14 protein-coding genes are annotated in these 16,169 nt (G+C 65.5%); 2 read left to right on the top strand and 12 right to left on the bottom strand.

The window, feature by feature from the left end; translation table 11 throughout:
- Positions 1-196 precede the first annotated feature (196 nt).
- Together shn_RS27560 and shn_RS27555 are read left to right on the top strand one after the other, a co-directional pair.
- The gene (locus tag shn_RS27560) at positions 197-1,096 is read left to right on the top strand and encodes a LysR family transcriptional regulator (RefSeq protein WP_064333744.1); all 900 of its coding nucleotides are present in this window, start codon (positions 197-199) and stop codon (positions 1,094-1,096) included.
- Between the two features lie 112 nt (positions 1,097-1,208).
- Positions 1,209-1,709 carry a nucleoside deaminase gene (locus shn_RS27555; RefSeq protein ID WP_064333743.1) on the top strand — a complete coding sequence of 167 codons (501 nt, stop codon included), beginning with the start codon at positions 1,209-1,211 and terminating at the stop codon, positions 1,707-1,709.
- Positions 1,710-1,787: 78 nt separating this feature from the next.
- Here the strand turns inward: shn_RS27555 and hisN are convergent, their stop codons facing one another.
- From hisN to shn_RS27495, 12 genes are all read right to left on the bottom strand, one after another.
- The gene (gene hisN / locus shn_RS27550; RefSeq protein WP_064333742.1) at positions 1,788-2,561 is read right to left on the bottom strand and encodes a histidinol-phosphatase; all 774 of its coding nucleotides are present in this window, start codon (positions 2,559-2,561) and stop codon (positions 1,788-1,790) included.
- A gap of 13 nt (positions 2,562-2,574) precedes the next feature.
- Positions 2,575-3,513: a choline/ethanolamine kinase family protein gene (locus shn_RS27545; RefSeq protein WP_064333741.1), complete on the bottom strand. Its 939-nt coding sequence runs from the start codon at positions 3,511-3,513 to the stop codon at positions 2,575-2,577.
- A gap of 11 nt (positions 3,514-3,524) precedes the next feature.
- Positions 3,525-4,454, bottom strand: coding sequence for a phosphotransferase (locus shn_RS27540; protein WP_064333740.1), 930 nt, complete (start codon positions 4,452-4,454; stop codon positions 3,525-3,527).
- Positions 4,441-5,709: a Zn-dependent hydrolase gene (locus tag shn_RS27535; RefSeq protein ID WP_064333739.1), complete on the bottom strand. Its 1,269-nt coding sequence runs from the start codon at positions 5,707-5,709 to the stop codon at positions 4,441-4,443. Before shn_RS27535 ends, shn_RS27540 begins: the two co-directional genes overlap by 14 nt.
- The gene (locus shn_RS27530) at positions 5,702-6,460 is read right to left on the bottom strand and encodes a DeoR/GlpR family DNA-binding transcription regulator (RefSeq protein WP_064333738.1); all 759 of its coding nucleotides are present in this window, start codon (positions 6,458-6,460) and stop codon (positions 5,702-5,704) included. The genes shn_RS27535 and shn_RS27530 overlap by 8 nt, the downstream gene beginning before the upstream one ends.
- On the bottom strand, positions 6,450-8,273 hold the full coding sequence (locus tag shn_RS27525; protein ID WP_064333737.1) for an ABC transporter ATP-binding protein: 1,824 nt from the start codon (positions 8,271-8,273) through the stop codon (positions 6,450-6,452). The genes shn_RS27530 and shn_RS27525 overlap by 11 nt, the downstream gene beginning before the upstream one ends.
- Positions 8,273-9,181 (bottom strand): ABC transporter permease, encoded by a 909-nt coding sequence (locus tag shn_RS27520; RefSeq protein WP_064334022.1) that lies wholly within the window; start codon positions 9,179-9,181, stop codon positions 8,273-8,275. The genes shn_RS27525 and shn_RS27520 overlap by 1 nt, the downstream gene beginning before the upstream one ends.
- A gap of 10 nt (positions 9,182-9,191) precedes the next feature.
- A complete protein-coding gene (locus shn_RS27515) occupies positions 9,192-10,172 on the bottom strand; it encodes an ABC transporter permease (protein ID WP_064333736.1) in 981 nt (326 codons plus the stop codon).
- Positions 10,173-10,235: 63 nt separating this feature from the next.
- Positions 10,236-11,801, bottom strand: coding sequence for an ABC transporter substrate-binding protein (locus shn_RS27510; protein WP_064333735.1), 1,566 nt, complete (start codon positions 11,799-11,801; stop codon positions 10,236-10,238).
- Positions 11,774-13,243 (bottom strand): amidase, encoded by a 1,470-nt coding sequence (locus tag shn_RS27505; RefSeq protein WP_245337502.1) that lies wholly within the window; start codon positions 13,241-13,243, stop codon positions 11,774-11,776. Before shn_RS27505 ends, shn_RS27510 begins: the two co-directional genes overlap by 28 nt.
- A gap of 331 nt (positions 13,244-13,574) precedes the next feature.
- The gene (locus shn_RS27500) at positions 13,575-15,272 is read right to left on the bottom strand and encodes an ABC transporter ATP-binding protein (protein ID WP_064333733.1); all 1,698 of its coding nucleotides are present in this window, start codon (positions 15,270-15,272) and stop codon (positions 13,575-13,577) included.
- Positions 15,269-16,168: an ABC transporter permease gene (locus shn_RS27495; protein WP_064333732.1), complete on the bottom strand. Its 900-nt coding sequence runs from the start codon at positions 16,166-16,168 to the stop codon at positions 15,269-15,271. Before shn_RS27495 ends, shn_RS27500 begins: the two co-directional genes overlap by 4 nt.
- Between the last annotated feature and the right edge of the window lies 1 nt (position 16,169).

Below are 16,169 nucleotides of genomic sequence, written 5' to 3'. Positions count from 1 at the left end.
AGGAGGCCGCCTGCCGCTACGCACCTCGCTTGCAAGTCCCTCGACTGTTCGATCAACGGCGGCGGCGAGGAGAGCGTCTCCATGCGCAGCACCACGGAAAGGCCGGTTCCGAGAATGCCCGACAACAGGGAACAGGAAGGCAAACGGACCTAAATGCGTTATAAGCACAAAAAAATTGCATTGAACGGGGCTTCGCATGGATATCGACCGGGCTCGCACCTTTCTTGAGATCGTCCATACCGGCAGCTTCCTGAAGGCGTCGGAGCGGCTGCACATCACCCAGACGACGGTGAGCGCGCGCATCCGCACGCTCGAAGAAGCGCTGGGGCGCAAGCTTTTCGTGCGCACGCGCAACGGCGCGGCGCTGACGGCGGCAGGGCGGGAATTCGAGCGCTTCGCCCAATCCTTCGTGCAGGTCTGGGAACGGGCGCGCCAGCAGCTCACCGTGCCGCCCGGCCGCACCGCCGTCGTGGCCGTCGGCGGGGAGGTGAGCCTGTGGAACCCCCTCATGCTCGAATGGCTGGTCTGGATGAAGGGGCATTGCCCGAGTATCGCGGTCCATGCCCGCATCGGCATTCCCGACCAACTGCTCGAACAGTTGCGCACAGGGGTGCTCGACATCGCCGTGCTCTACGCGCCGAAGCTGATGCCGGGCTTCCGGGTCGATCTTCTGGAAGAAGAACAGCTCGTCCTGGTGCGCAGCACCACCGGCTTGAAGGAGGGCGAGGAACCGGACCATGTCCATGTCGAATGGGGGCCGCAGTTCGCCGGCCAGTCCGGTTTCGGGCAGGCCGGCTTTGCCGAGCCGGCGCTACAGGTGGATTTCGGCCTGCTCGCCCTCCACTATATCCTGCGTGTCGGCGGCACCGGCTATTTCCGCAAGGGAACGGTGGCGCCCTATCTGAGGGCCGGCACGCTCGAAAGGATCGAAGGCGCCCCCGAATTCACCTATCCGGTCTACGCCGTCTACGCGGACTCATCGGGGACCCGGCGGGATATACAGGACGCGCTCTCCGGCCTGCGACAGGTTTCCCACCAGCCGGCCGGCGGTGTGCCGGCGATCAACACGAGCGGCCCCGTCTGGCTTGGAAAGTGAGTGTTTTCAAGCGGGCGTGAAGGGACGCCAGGTCGCGCGCATCATTGGCGCAAGCCCCTTTCTCGCGCATTCTGTGACTGCAGGAATTTCAAGCGTTGAGGAGGAGGAAGAAATGATCGGCAAACAGAACAAGGGACAGGCAACCGACATCGACCTGCGCAACCTGCGCGAGGCGATGAAGATTGCGGAGGAAAGCCGTGCGACGGGCAATCACCCGTTCGGCGCGCTGCTGGCGGGGCCGGATGGCGCCGTGCTCCTCACCGCGGGCAACACATTCAAGGACGACAAGGGCGTCGGCCATGCCGAGATGAATGTCGCGCGCAACGCCGCAAAGGCCTATTCGCCGGAATTTCTAGCCGAATGCACGCTCGTCACCTCGGTGGAGCCGTGCTGCATGTGCTCGGGCGGCACCTATTGGGCGGGTATCGGCCGTCTCGTCTACGGCATGACGGAAAAGCGCCTCGCGGAACTCACGGGCGACAATCCGGAAAACCTGACGATGGACATGCCCTGCGAGCGCATTTTCGATGCCGGGCAGCGCCGGGTGGAGGTCGTCGGCCCCGTCCCTGCGCTCGAAGAGGAGATTGCAAAGGCTCACGAAGGCTTCTGGTGAACAGGACGGGAGCCCGTCGCTAGCCGATTGAATCAAAAAGACCGGGCTACAAAGACAGCGGATGCCTTGCACGGAAGCTCAGGCAGACGCCAGGAAGGCGAGCGCCTGTGAATGCAATCCGGCAGAGCCGGCCGCGATGATGGAGCCGCCATTTTCCGCAGGCCCGCCGCTCCAATCCGTGACGACGCCGCCCGCCTGCTCGATGATCGGAATGAGGGCGACGATGTCGTACGGCTGCAGGCCCGCCTCGACAACGAGATCGACCTGCCCGGCGGCGAGCATGCAATAGGCGTAACAATCCGTGCCGTAGCGCGACAGGCGAACCTGCCGCTCCAGCCGGTCGAACGCGGCTCTCTGCGCGGGCTCGAAGATCGCGGGCGTGGTCGTGCAGAGCATGGCGTCGGCGAGGCTTTCCGTTGCCCGCGTGGCAAGCCGGGTGCGGCCATGCGGCCCTTCATAGTGCGCGCCGTGGCCAGTGGCGTAAAACAATTCGCCGATGAACGGCTGCACCATCATGCCCGCAACCGCATCGCCCTCGTCCGTCAGGCCGACAAGCGTGCCCCAGAGCGGTATCCCGGCAATGAAGGAGCGCGTTCCATCGATCGGATCGACCACCCAGACATACCGGTTCTCCGCTCCCTCCGCGCCGAACTCCTCGCCGAGAATACCGTGGTCCGGAAACTCGGTCCGGATCAATGCGCGGATGGCCTTTTCCGTTTCGCGATCGGCTTCCGTCACGGGGTCGAAGCCGGCCGCAAGCTTGTTGGCGACAAGACCTGCCTGCCGGAACCGCGGCAGGGTCTCGCGCGCTGCGACCGCGGCGAGCCGGTGCATGAAATCAACGGGGATCATTGCTTCGCCTTCCTCAAACGGCCTTCAACCATTCCGCCCAGCGCGGATCGCTCATCACGAAGCGCGCCCGCATGTGCTTCCAGAAGCCGTATTTGAAGAAATCGAAATCGAGCCGGGAGATCCGGTTCTGCACCATCGCCCAGGTCGACCATTTCAGATCGACCAGCGCCTTGAACAGGCAGACCCGCGCCAGGAGAGCCGGATCGAGACGGCCGTAATATTCCTCGATCATCTCCGCCTCCACCTCCGGCGAGAAGCACATTTCGCTGAACCACAGGGCAAGTTCGGCCGCCCGGTCGTTTGTCGAGGCATATTCGAAATCGACGAGCATGACCCGCTGGTCGGCATGGAGCAGGAAATTCCCGGCGAGCGTATCGTTCATGCAGGGGGCGAGGTCGAGGCCGGACGCTTCCAGGGCCTGCCGCGCCTCGCGGTAGCGCGCATTGAGCCAGCCGAAATCGCCGGGAAACTCGCCGCCCAACACCAGGGCCTGCTCGAAATGCTCGTCGATCATGTCGAAGGTCGTCTTGCGCTGGGAGAGCGGCGCGCTGTCATTGAAGGCCTTCAGGGCGCGCAGGCCGTTGAAGCGCACGACCGGGTCGAGAAAGTCTGCATTGGTGGATGTGCGCAGCCCCTCGACGAACTCGCTGATCTCCACGCCGGTCTCGGGGAAGAAGTCGATGATGCGCGCGCCGACGCCGGCGGCATGCGCCTTGCGGCCGGCCTCGTTCGCCGTCCGGCGATCGATGAACATTTCCGTGCCTTCGCCCGGAATCTTGACGAAAAAGCTGTGCGGCGTGCCATCGACATGCACCCGCCAGTTCGGATTGCTGATGCCGCCAGGCACCGGCTCGTAGGAAACCGGCCGCTCCCGCCAATCCGCGACGGCGAGAATGGCGGCCTCGATCGCCCGCTCCGCCGGAGATACGCCTTCACCCAGACTGCGCCGCATCCGCCCCTCCCTCAGACCTGTTTCAGCCACGTTTCGAAGCGCGGCCCCTCGATCACGGTGCGCGCCCTGAGCAGCCGCCATTCGGCATACTTGAAGAACTCCACGTGCTTTCGCGGCGAGCGCGCCGCACTGATGAAGCCCCATAGCGCCCACATCAGATCGTCCGCCGCACCATAGAGACGCGCGCGGGCAAGGATCTGCCCATCCGGTTTTCCGGTCGCGATCTCGATCGCCAGCAGCGCTTCGCCATCGAAGGGAAGCAGTTCGGCGAGCACGGTTCCAAGATCATGGACGGGGTCCGCCTGTCGCGCCCATTCGAAATCGACCAGCCGGACGGCGTCTTGCGGCCCGACCATCACGTTCGACGACACGCCATCGGCATGGCAGGCGACGCGATCGACGCCGGCCGCCGCGATCGCCGCGCCAATCCGCTCGACGGCCGCAGCGACGGTCCGCACCGGCGCGGGCAGGATCACGCCGGGCGCTTCGGCAAGCCTTCGATAGGCAGCGACGAGATCGAACACGCTGCGGTCTTCGGCAAGCGGTTCCGCCTCCTGGAAGCGGCGCTTGGCGGCAAGCAGGTTTTCGAGCACCGCGGGACGGCGAAGCACATCCGCCCGGCCCCATGCCCATTCCTCGCCCAGCACGTCGAAGACGAGGACACCGCGTGCGGGATCGGCATGCAGCAGCCGGGGCGCGATACCAAGCTCTCCCGCCTTGCGGCTGGCCTCCGCAACGCGGTCCAGCGCGATGAAATCGGCCATGTCGTCGCACCGGTGCTTGATGAAGACTGGCGGCCGGCCGGGCGCCGTGGCGAAAAGGCAGGTGTTCTCAACGGCCCGGTGAATGGGAGAAACAATGCCCCCGATCGACGGAGAAAGCGCCGCACCAGACAGGCCGATGGCTGCAAGCGCGGGCAGGATCGCCTCATCGTTCTGCATGAAATCCTCCCTCGGCGAGCTGCCGCAACAGTGCTGTCAGAACCTTGAGACCCGCCTTCATGTCCTCCGGATGGGTCAGTTCGTCGGGATGGTGCGCGATGCCGTCGACGCTCGGAATGAAGATCAGGGCCGAGGGAATGCCGGCATTTTGCAATGCCACGGCGTCATGCCCGGCAACCGAGCGCATGATCAGCGGATCGAAACCGCAGGCACGTGCCGTGTCGCCGGCAAGCGCCGACAGACGGTCGTCCATGCGGGCGGGCGCGCGCAGCCCATTGGCGGCAATCTCCAACCGCGTGCCGGTTTCGCGCGCCGCCTTTTCGAAGGCCGCGATCACCGCCCGGCCAGCGATGTCGAGTTCGGCGACGTCGAGACCGCGCAGTTCGAACCAGACCGTCGCGCGCTCGACCACGACGTTCGGCGAATTCGGCTCGATGACGAGGCGCGCAGCCGAGCGATGGAGGTGGGGATGATGCGCGGCGACGAGGGCCTCGAAGGCCGTAATACCCCGCGCGACGGCAAGAAGCGCATCGCGCCGGTCCGCCATGGGTGTCGGTCCCGTATGGGCGGCGCGGCCGGTCCAGGCCGCGGTGATCTTGCGGGCCGCCCAGGTCCCCTCGACGATGCCGATCCGCCGCTCGGCCTCCGTCAGGACCCGGCCCTGCTCAACATGCAATTCGACATAGGCTTCCGGGCGAGGCGGAACGCTTCCCGTTTCGCCGGCCACACCGATCGCATCGAGGGCGGCGCGGAGCGCAATGCCAGCCCCGTCCTTGAGAGCAAGCGCATCGTCCAGCGGCAGGGCGCCCGAAAAGACGCCGCTGCCGGTGAGGCTCGGCTGGTAGCGCGCACCTTCCTCGTTCGTCCAGTTGACGACAGCGAGATTGCGGCTTGGGCGAAAGCCGCCAGCGCGAATCTCCGCATCGAGATCCAGCGCCGCGCAGCCGGCCGCGAGCACGCCAAGCGTGCCGTCGAAGCGGCCGCCGCGCGGCTGGCTGTCGAGATGCGAGCCGGCAAAGACCCAAGGCCCCCCCTCACCCGCCCAGTCGAAACAGGCGAACTGGTTGCCGATCGCATCCTGCGCGATGCGGGCGCCACCCCTCGACATCCAGTCGGCAAAGAGGCGGCGCGCCGCGCCATCCTCGGCGCTTGCGGCCAGCCGCGTGATCCCTGCCCCGGGATGCGCGCCGATCGCGGACATCCGATCGAAAATCGTCGCCAGATCGGAGCCGGCCATAGCCGCTGCGCTATCCATGGATGATCTCCAGTCCCTCGGCCTGGACAGCCGTGACGAGAGCGGGCGGAGGACGGCGGTCCGTCACCAGCGTATGAACCCGGCCGAACGGCGCAGTGATGACGTTGCCGACCTTGCCGAACTTGGAGTGATCGGCAAGCATCACGCTTCGCGACGTCTGCTTCAGCAGCACCTGGCGGATGCGCGCCTCGTCCTCCTCGAAGTCCATGAAGCCGTAATCGGCATTCACGGCGGCCGCGCCCATGAACACCATGTCGAAATGGAACTGCTGGATGTAGGCGATCGTGTCGTAGCCGACGAGATCCTGCTCCACCGGACGCAGGTGCCCGGGCGTCATCAGCACCTGAACGCCGAAATGCTCGCAGGCCGCCTGCGCGATGCGCAGCGAGTTGGTATAGAGCCTGAGTTTCTTGAAACCGACGAGCCGGCGGGCCAGCGCCAGCGTCGTCGTGCCGGTGTCGAGGAAGATGACGCAGTCGTCGACGATGAGGTCGCGCGCGAGGCCCGCGACCTCATCCTTCTCCAGCGCATTCAGCTTGATGCGCTCGGTGATCGGCGTGTCGGCGGTGCGGCCCGCCGGAATGGCACCGCCATGCACACGCCGCACGGCGCCCTCGGCCTCCAGATCCTTGAGGTCGCGCCGGATCGTTTCACCGGAAACGCCGAATTCGGCCGAAAGCTCGAGCACGCTGACGCGCTGATCGCGGTCCAGGCGCTCCAGGATGACCTCCTTGCGGATCTCACTCGACATGAACGGCTTCCTCCTCATGCGGCGCCTCGTGCCGGTGCAGGCAGGCGGCGTAGTTGCCGCCGGCAAGGGCCAGCAGCGGCGGGTCGGTTTTCTCGCAGTCGCCTTGCGCGCGCGGGCAGCGCGAGCGGAACGAACAGCCGAGCGGCAGATCGATCGGGCTTGGCGGCTCGCCGTCGAGCAGGTAGCGCGGGCGCGGAAAACGGTTGTCCTCCAGCGTCGGCATGGCGCTCAGCAGCGCCCGCGTATAGGGGTGGTGCGGCTGTTCGAAAAGCGTGCTGTTGTCTGCCAATTCCACGATGCGCCCGAGATACATGACGGCGATACGGTGGCACATCCGGCGCACGAGCGCGAGGTCGTGCGAAATGAACACATAGGAAAATCCGTGTGTTGCCTGGAGCCGGTTGAAGAGGTCCAGAAGCTCGGCCTGCTCCACCTGGTCGAGCGCCGACAGCGTCTCGTCGAGGATGAGCAGGCGCGGCTTCAGCACCAGCGCGCGGGCGATGTTGATGCGCTGGCGCTGGCCGGCGCTCAGACCCACCGGCAGCCGGTCGGCAAGCTCCATGTCGAGCCCCACCTCGGCCATCGCCTCCTGTGCCCGTTTCGCCGCCTCCGCCCGGCCGACGCCGTGAATGAGCAAAGGCTCCTCGATCATGCGCTGGAGCGGCATGCCTGACGGCAGCGAACCGTAGGGGTCCTGCAGAAGAAGCTGGAAGGACCGGCGCATTTCCGTCAGCGAGCGGGCGGAAAGGTGCGAAAGGTCCTTGCCGAGGAAGGCGATGCGACCGCCGTCCGGCTGCTCCAGCCAGGCGAGGAGGCGGGTCAGGGTGGATTTGCCGCAGCCGCTTTCGCCCACGATGCCGAAGTTCTCGCCGGCCTTCACGGTGAAGGAGACGTCGCGCACCGCCTTCACCTCGTTATAGGCGTTGAAGGAGCCCCGCCGGCGCACCAGGTAGGAGCGCATGACGTTGTCGACGGTCAGCACCGCCTCGCCTTCCTGCGCCGCCGGGGCCGCCACATCCTTCCAGATCGAGGGGATGCGCAAGATGAGCGCGCGCGTATAGGATTGCCGGGGACGCGCGGCGATCTCCGCCGTGCGCCCCTCCTCCACGATGCGGCCGCGCTGCATGACGAGCGTGCGCTCGGCGATCTGCGCCACCACCGGCAGCGATGACGAGATGAAGAGGAAAGCGGTATCCAGGCTCTGCCGCAGCCCGTCGATGAGGCGGATGATCTGCGCGGCCACCGTCACGTCGAGCGGCTGGGTGATGTTGTCGGCGATGACCAGCGACGGATCGGAAACAAGCGCATCGACGATCATCACCCGCTGCATCATGCCGCCGGAGAACTGGAACGGCGCCTCGTGGAAGCGGGCGCCCGGCGAAGGAATACGCACGCGGGCGAGCAGGTCGAGCACCTTGTCGCGCGCCTCGGCCCGGCCGATCCCGGGTCGCACGCAGCGCAGCTTCTCGACGATCTGCTGGCCGATCGGCAGACGGGGATCGAGCGACCCCATCGGATTGGCGCCGATGAAACCGATGCGGTTGCCGCGGATGGCGGAGAGCGCACGCGGCGGCAGCGACAGGATGTCCTTGCCCTCGAAGACGACCTTGCCGGCGGCGATCTCCAAGGGCGTGGAGACGGCGCGCACCAGCGCACGGGCAAGCACCGACTTGCCGGAGCCGGCCTCGCCGACGAGGCCGAGCACTTCGCCGGGCGCCAGGGCGAAGCTGACATCGTCGACGACGCGCCGGCTGCGCCCTTCACGCTCAAGATCGACGCTGAGATTGGAAACGGCAAGAATGGGACCGGCCATCACGCTTCTCCCCGCAGCACGGCATTGCGCGCGCGCTCCAGCGCCGATCCCATCAGGTTGAGGCAGGTGAGCGAAACCAGCATGAAGACGCCGGGCATGGTGGCGATCCACCAGGCGTTCAGAAGGTATTTTCGCGCATCGGCGATGACATTGCCGAAGGTGGGCGTCGGCGGCTGCACGCCGAGGCCGAGAAAGCCGAGAATGGATTCGAAGATCATCATGCGGGCGATGTCGAGCACCGCGACGAAGGCGATGGGCGGCAGAACGACCGGCGCGACGAAGAGCAGCATGATGCGCAGGTCCGAAGCCCCGAGCACCCGCTCGCCCAGCACATAGCCGCGGCTGCGCTCGCCGAGCGCCACGGAACGGGCGACGCGGGCATAGAGCGGCCAGCCGGAAAGCCCCAGAACGAGGATGATCGCCGGCACCGTCGGGCGGGAGACGCCGAGAATGGTGATGGCGAGGATGATCATCGGGATCGAAAGCTGCGCATCGGTGAGCCGCATGATGACGGCATCGACCCAGCCGCCGCGAAAGCCGGCATAGAGCCCGAGGCTGCAGCCGACGACGAACATCAGGACGACGGTGGTGATGCCGATCAGCAGCGAATAGCGCAGGCCCACCAGACAGCGCATCAGCACATCGCGGCCGAGCTGGTCCGTGCCGAGCAGGTAGGGCCACTTCCAGCCCTCGGCGGGGAACGGCGGCAGCAGCTTGGAACCGTAGGCGATCTTGATCGGATCGACCGGGCTCACCAGCGGCAGCAGGATCGCAAGGCCGACGAGCACGGCAAAGCCGACGAGGCCGATGCGGAAATCCGTACGCGCCGCAGCGATCTGGAGCATGCGCCGGGTGGGCGTGACGCCCCGTTTGGCCGCGGGGCGCGGGGCGACATTCTCATGGGCGATATCGGCCACGTCAGTACTCCAGTCTCGGATCGATGGTCATCGCGATGAGGTCGACGAGGACGTTGATCATCACGAACATCACGGAAATGAAGATCGCGATGCCCTGGATGAGCGGGAAATCGCGTTGCAGCACGGCATTGATCGTCAGGAGGCCAAGGCCGGGATAGTCGAAGATGAACTCGATGACGAGGACCCCGCCGAGCAGCATGCCAAGCTGAACACCGAGCAGGTTGATGAGCGGGATCGCCGAATTGCCCAGCGCATGGGAGAAGATCGTGCGGCTGCGCGAGAGGCCGCGGATCGGCGCGAGCTGGATGAAATCCTCGCGCATCACCTGCGCCACCGAGACGGTGAGCGTGCGCAGGATGAACGGCACGATCTCCACCGCAAGCACGATCGCCGGCAGGATGGTGTAGCTGAAACCGCGATAGCCGATGGCCGGAAGCAGTTTCAACTTCACCGACAGGAACAGCGTCAGCACGATGCCGAGCCAGAAATTCGGCGTCGACACGCAGATGGAGCCGATCGCAAGCGCCAGCTTGTCCGGCCAGCGCCCCGGATAGAGCCCGCCCAAAGTACCGAGCGGCACGGCCACGAGCAAGGCGAGCGCCAGCGCCACGGCCGCAAGCTGGAGCGTCATCGGCAGGGTCGCGAGGATGAGGTCCAGCACCTTGGCGCGCTCCTCGCGCGTCGCATCGTCGAAGGACGAGCCTCCGAGGCTGGCGCCGCTTTTCGGGCGCACGAAGGACGTGCCGAGATCGCCGGTCACGAGATCACCGAGATAGGAGACGAACTGCACGGGAATGGGCCGGTCGAGGCCGAGTTCCTTCGCTTTCATCACCACCACCTCGTCGGGCGCCATGCCGCCGACGATGAGGCGTGCCGGATCGCCCGGCACCACACGCAGCAGCGTGAAGATGATGAAGGTCACGAGCAGGATGATGAGCGCTCCCTGCAGGAGCCGTCTCAACAGGAACGACAGGACGAACATGCGGTTTCCCTTGCGCTGATCGGTATGGAAGCGGCCGCCCTTGACGGCGGCCGCCGCGTGCCATCAGGCCAGGGTCGCCTTGTTCGCGTCCATCATGCCGTTCGGGTAGAAGTACATGCCGTCCAGCCCGTCGCGCATGGCGTGGATGAAGACCGAGGTGAACAGCGACAGCGCCGGCACCTTGTCCGCCAGCATCGGCATCACCTCGTTCTGGATCACCGCCTTGCGCTCCGCCGGATCGAGCGTGTTGCGCTCCTTGTCGAGAACCGTATCCAGATCCTTGTCCTCGATGCCGCAGATGCGCTTCGAGCTCGAATGGAAATGCGTACGCAACACGAGGTCGGGTTCCGGCGAGCCCGTCGACCAGCCGCAGTCGATCATGTGGCCCGGCCCGCCGCCCGGCCGGTCATAGAGCCGCTCGTTCCAGGCCGCGACCTCCATGACATTGAGCTTCACCGGGAAACCCTGTTCCTGGAGCATCGCCGTGATGACCTCGCCATATTCCTTGGTCTTCGGATAGAAGCCGACCGAGGTGATGTATTCGAGTTCCGGCAGGCCCTCGCCCTTCGGGAAGCCGGCTTCGGCCAGAAGCCGCTGGCTTTCCTCCGGATCGTATTCCGGATAGTTCGGCGTATCGACATAGCCGAACTTCACCGGCGAGATCCACGCCTTGGACGCGTGGCCGGAGACGCCAAGGATGTCGAGCAGCACGGCGCGGTCGATGGCATGGGCGGCCGCCTTGCGCACGCGCGGATCGTTGAACGGCGGCTTGGAGCAGCGGAACCAGAGATATTTGTTCTCGACGGACACCGCCTTGCTCAGCTTGTAGCCGCCGGTCTCCTCGATGGTCTGGACCTGTTCGGCCTCAAGACGCTCGATGAGGTCCGCCTCCCCGTTGAGCAGCGCCAGCGTGCGGGTGGTCGCATCGCCGACGAAGCTGAAATTGATGCCGGGAATGGCCGGTTTGCCGAGATAGAAGCCGTCGAAAGCCTCCAGCACCGTCGTGTTGCCGTCCTGGCGGGCGAACTTGAAGGCGCCGGTGCCGTTGGGACGGGAGGACAGCGTCTTCGGGTCGGCGACGTCCTTTGCGGACATGATCGGCAGGAAGGCCGACAGGAACCAGAAGAGGCTCGCCGGGTAGCCGGCCTTGTCGGTCCTGATGCGGGCGACATGATCGCTCACCACCTCGACCTCGCATGGGCCGGGATACCATGCCGCCGGCCGGTCGGGCTGGCTGGCATATTCGAAGGTCGCCTTCACGTCTTCGGCGGTGAAGGGCTTGCCGTCATGGAAGGTCACGCCCTCGCGCAGCGTGAACTCCAGTGTATGCTCGTCGACGAGCTTCATGTCGGTCGCCAGTTCCATCACCAGTTCGTCCGGGTTGTCCGGCCGCATCGGCGCGCGGGTGAGATAACCGAAGACGAAGCTCTCCAGATTGATCTGGGCGAGCGTGGTGTGCGAGGACGGGTCCCAGTTGCCGGTCAGGTTCTCCGCCGACATGAAATTGAGGACCTTGCCCTCGGCGGCATGCGCCGGATCGACGAAAAAGGCGGTATTGAGGACCGGCAGGCCGACGGCGACGCCAGCGAGCGCAGAACTCTTTAGGAATGCTCTCCTGTTGAATTGCATGACGATATCTCCGCAGTTGGATTGCTGGGTGTTCCCCACCCCGCTTTGCCGCCAGCAACGACAAGCGGAGGTATTTTATTCTGGAAAAGATGGTCTTCGGCCTGCTGGCAGAAGGCCATCACAAGCGCATCGGCATGCCGCCGGCCAACGACCTGAAGACCGACCGGCAGGCCATTCGCCGTCAGCCCGCAGGGCAGCGAGGCTGCCGGGTTGCCCGACAGGTTGAAGGGATAGGTAAAGGGCGTCCAACCCGTCCAGGCCAGCACCTCGGACGGCGACGTGAACCCTTCGGGCGCCTCGCGGTCGGCAGCGAAGGGCTCGACCGGCACGGTTGGCATGAGCAGGAGGTCGATATCCTCGAAAAGCGCATGGACGCTGCCGGCGAATTCGGCGCGCGCCTTTGCAGCCGCAAGATAATCGGCGAGATCGTAGCGCGCCGAAGCCTCGACGAGACCGCGGAAACCGCTCCCGAAAGCCGAGAGGTCTGCCTGCGCGCCATAGGCGACGCCACGACCGGCGACCCAGAGCGTTTCGAAAATCCCGATCGGGTCCTGCCAGTCGAGGACGACCGGGCGGATGTCGATGCCGAGCGTCGTGGAGAGGGTCGCAACGGCTTCCCGCACCACCCGCTCGATTTCGGGCGCGACGGAAAAGCCGAACAGGCCGGGTACGAAACCGACGCGCAACGACCCGAGGGATCGTGGTGTCGTATAGTCGGCGCCGTCATCGGGCAGCGCCTGATGGTCGCGCGGATCCGGCCCCTTGAGGATGTTGAACAGGAGGGCGCTATCCTTCGCCGAAAGGCTCATCGGACCGGCATGGGAGAGCATTTCCGTTGCGCTCCACGGCCAGGCCGGTATGCGCCCCAGCGAACCCTTCATGGCGAAAATTCCACAAAAGGCTGCCGGGATGCGCACGGAACCGCCGCCGTCGGACCCCAGCGTGAAGGGAACCATCCGCGCGGCGAGCGCCGCACCGGAACCGGAACTCGAGCCGCCACTCGTCAGTTCCAGGTTCCAGGGATTGCGGGTCGGCCCGTAGAACTCCGAGCAGCCGGATCCGGACCAGCCCATTTCCGTCGTCGTCGTCTTGCCGATCATGATCGATCCGGCATCGATCATCCGCTGGACAATCGGTGCCGTCGCCTTGGGAGCGAAATTGCTGTAGGCGGCCGAGCCTCGCTGACAGAGCCGGTCCGCCACGAAGAAGAGGTCCTTCACCCCCATGGGGATGCCGTGCAGCGGGCCGCGCAGGCGTCCTTCCGCCCGCTCCCGGTCGCAGGCGCGCGCCTCCTCCAGAGCCTCCTTTTCGTAGACCTGGCTGAAGGCGTTGACGACCGGGTTCAATCGCCGGATGCGCTCCAGGCTTTCCTGCACGAGCGCCTCGGAGGTGAGGCTGCCGGAAGCAATTGCCGATCTGAGTGCAAGAACCGAAAAATCCACGACCTTCATCTCCAGTTATGTGGATTTATGTTGGTTTTGTGGGAATTGTCAATATGCAGAAAATCAACAAAACACAGCCAAATCGGCATGTCCCGCACACCGGGGACCACTGTGTTGATTTCCAATAAGAAAATTTTCCACGCTTGGAGCGTGATGCGCGTCGACCACGGCTCGTCCCCGAACTGCCATGAAACGAAAGCCGACCTTTCTTGCCGGAAGGCTACCCTTCCCCGGCGCTCAAACGCTCGGGCATCATGCTCGCATCCGTCCCGTTCGAAGCACTCGTTACAATGCCGAGGACTCTCCACCGACATCGACAAGCGATCCGATGTTATTGTGGACTCGTCTCAAGCTTCGGAACGGCAGCGAGCAGCATCTGCGTATAGGGATGCCGGGGCGCGGTAAAAACCTGCCCCGCCGGGCCCTGTTCGACGATCTCGCCATGGCGCATCACGACGACGCGGTCGCACAGGTGATGCACGACCGAGAGATCGTGGCTGATGAACAGCAGCGTGATGTTGAGGCTGCGGCGCAGTTCCATCAACAGGTTGATGACCTGCGCCTGGATCGAGACATCGAGCGAGGCGACCGGTTCGTCGCAGATGATGACTTCCGGCTGCATCGCCAGCGCCCGGGCGATGGCGATGCGCTGGCGCTGTCCGCCCGAGAACTGGTGCGGATAGCGATCGGCCAGCGCCGGGTCGAAGGCGACGGCGCGCAGCCAGCGATTGACATAGTCGCGCGCATCGGCGCGCGTGCAGAAACCGTGGGCGATCGGCCCTTCGGCCACCGACTGGAAGATCGTGCGGCGCGGGTCGAGCGAGGCGAAGGGATCCTGGAAGATCATCTGCACATGGGTGCCGAGCTTGCCCGTCGCCGAGCGCACCGGTTTGCCGCCGACGCGGACCGTGCCGGAGGTCGGCGGATAGATGCCGCACAGGATGCGCCCGAGCGTCGATTTGCCGGAGCCGGATTCGCCGACGAGGCCGAGGATCTCGCCGCGGGCGATGGCAAGGTTTGCCGAGATCACCGCATGGACGGGGCCGGGCTGGCGCAGCAAGCCCCAGCGTATGCCGAGGCCCCGCAGGAAGCCGATGCGCGGGGCGAAGATCTTCTCGATCGCCTCCGCCTTCACGAAGGCTTCGTCGGGTGCGGCCCCGATCGCCGCGCCGCCGAGACCGTCGAGGTCCACGGGGCCGGCCGCCTCGGTCGCGGCGGACGCCAGCGGCTTTCCGGGGGTCGAGCGCGACGGCAGGGCGTCCAGCAACCCTTGCGTATAGGGATGCTGCGGGTTGTGCAGCACTTGCCGTGCAGGACCGGCCTCGACGATCTTGCCGCGCCGCATCACCGCGATGGTGTCGGCGATCGAGGAAACGGTGGCAAGGTCGTGGCTCACCCAGATCAGGGAGGTCCCCATCTCGGCAACCAGCGCTTTCACCATGCGCAAGATCTCGGCCTGCACCGAGACGTCGAGCGCGGTCGTCGGCTCGTCGGCGATGACGAGTTGCGGGCGATGCAGGAGCGCGATGGCGATCGCCACGCGCTGGCGCATGCCGCCGGAAAATTCGTGCGGATACTGGTCCACCTTGCTTTCCGGATCGACGATCCTCACCCGCTCCAGCGCCTCGACCGCGCGGCGGCGGATTTCGGCCTCCGAGACCGGTTCATGCGCCCGGATCGCCATGCCGATCTGGTCGATGATCCGGACCACCGGGTTCAGCGTCATCATCGGATCCTGGAACACCATGGAGATGTCCTTGCCCCGGATCTTGCGCAGTTCCCGGCCGTCGAGCCCGACCAGTTCGCGCCCGTTGAACCGGATGGAACTGCCCTCCTGGATGCGGCCGGTCTCGTCCAGCAGGCCGATCAGCGAGAAGCCGGTGATGGACTTGCCCGAGCCGCTCTCCCCGACGAGGCCCATGACCTCGCCGCGCTTCAGCGTGAAGGAGATGTCGTCCACCGACTTGACGGTGCCCCTGTCGGTCGCAAAATAGGTCCGCAGATTGCGGACATCCAGAAGATCGCTCATTTGCGCAGCCTCGGATTGAGCTGATCCCTGATCTGGTCCCCGACCAGATTGATCGCCATGATGAGGATGATGAGGGCGACGCCCGGATAGATCGCGATCCAGTAGCGCCCCGACATCAGGTACTGGAATCCGTTGGCGATCAGCATGCCGAGCGACGGCTCCGTCGGCGGCAGGCCGACACCGAGGAAGGAAAGGGTCGCTTCCAGCGAAATCGCCGAGGCGATCTGCACCGTGGCGACCACGATGAGCGGCGGCAGCGAATTCGGCAGGATATGCCGGGTGATGACGAACCAGCCGCTCATCGGCACGGAAAGGGCGGCCTGCACATAATCCTTCTGCCGTTCGGCCGCGGCGGCGCCATGGGCAGTGCGCACGAAATAGGCATATTGCGCGAAGACCAGCGCGAGGATGAGCTGCGACTTGCCCTGGCCGAGGATCGCCGCGACGACGAAGGCCAGCAGGATCGCCGGGAAGGAGAGCTGGATGTCGACAATGCGCATGATGATGGATTCGATGCGCCCGCCGACATAGGCGGCAAAGCACCCCACCACCGCGCCGATCGAAAAGGCGATGGCGCCGGCGACAAGCCCCATCTGCAGCGAGATGCGCAGCCCGTAGACGATGGCCGAAAGCAGGTCGCGTCCCTGGCTGTCCGTGCCGAGCAGATGCACGATGCCGGTCGAGCCGACATGGCCCGGCGGGCGGCGGGCATCGCGCAGCACCAGCGACTTCAGGTCATAGGGGTCCTGCGGCACGAGAAACGGCGCGAAGACGGCCAGGAGAATGATGGCGATCACGACGCCGAGGGCCACGACCGCGATCTTGTTGCGGCGGAAGATATGCCAGAATTCGGAAAGCGGCGAGACGGACGTCACCGCGCGGGCTTCCATCGACATG

Source organism: Shinella sp. HZN7 (genome assembly GCF_001652565.1).
Lineage (GTDB): Bacteria > Pseudomonadota > Alphaproteobacteria > Rhizobiales > Rhizobiaceae > Shinella > Shinella granuli.
Note: the sequence above shows the minus strand (reverse complement) of the source record. Positions and strands in the feature narration are given on the sequence as shown.

Coding starts and splice junctions, on each gene's coding strand:
- shn_RS27525 (WP_064333737.1), bottom strand. CDS start 8,273: ATGGCCGGTCCCATTCTTGCCGTTTCCAATCTCAGCGTCGATCTTGAG.
- shn_RS27530 (WP_064333738.1), bottom strand. CDS start 6,460: ATGTCGAGTGAGATCCGCAAGGAGGTCATCCTGGAGCGCCTGGACCGC.
- shn_RS27540 (WP_064333740.1), bottom strand. CDS start 4,454: ATGCAGAACGATGAGGCGATCCTGCCCGCGCTTGCAGCCATCGGCCTG.
- shn_RS27495 (WP_064333732.1), bottom strand. CDS start 16,168: ATGTCGATGGAAGCCCGCGCGGTGACGTCCGTCTCGCCGCTTTCCGAA.
- shn_RS27515 (WP_064333736.1), bottom strand. CDS start 10,172: ATGTTCGTCCTGTCGTTCCTGTTGAGACGGCTCCTGCAGGGAGCGCTC.
- shn_RS27535 (WP_064333739.1), bottom strand. CDS start 5,709: ATGGATAGCGCAGCGGCTATGGCCGGCTCCGATCTGGCGACGATTTTC.
- shn_RS27510 (WP_064333735.1), bottom strand. CDS start 11,801: ATGCAATTCAACAGGAGAGCATTCCTAAAGAGTTCTGCGCTCGCTGGC.
- shn_RS27545 (WP_064333741.1), bottom strand. CDS start 3,513: ATGCGGCGCAGTCTGGGTGAAGGCGTATCTCCGGCGGAGCGGGCGATC.
- shn_RS27560 (WP_064333744.1), top strand. CDS start 197: ATGGATATCGACCGGGCTCGCACCTTTCTTGAGATCGTCCATACCGGC.
- hisN (WP_064333742.1), bottom strand. CDS start 2,561: ATGATCCCCGTTGATTTCATGCACCGGCTCGCCGCGGTCGCAGCGCGC.
- shn_RS27500 (WP_064333733.1), bottom strand. CDS start 15,272: ATGAGCGATCTTCTGGATGTCCGCAATCTGCGGACCTATTTTGCGACC.
- shn_RS27555 (WP_064333743.1), top strand. CDS start 1,209: ATGATCGGCAAACAGAACAAGGGACAGGCAACCGACATCGACCTGCGC.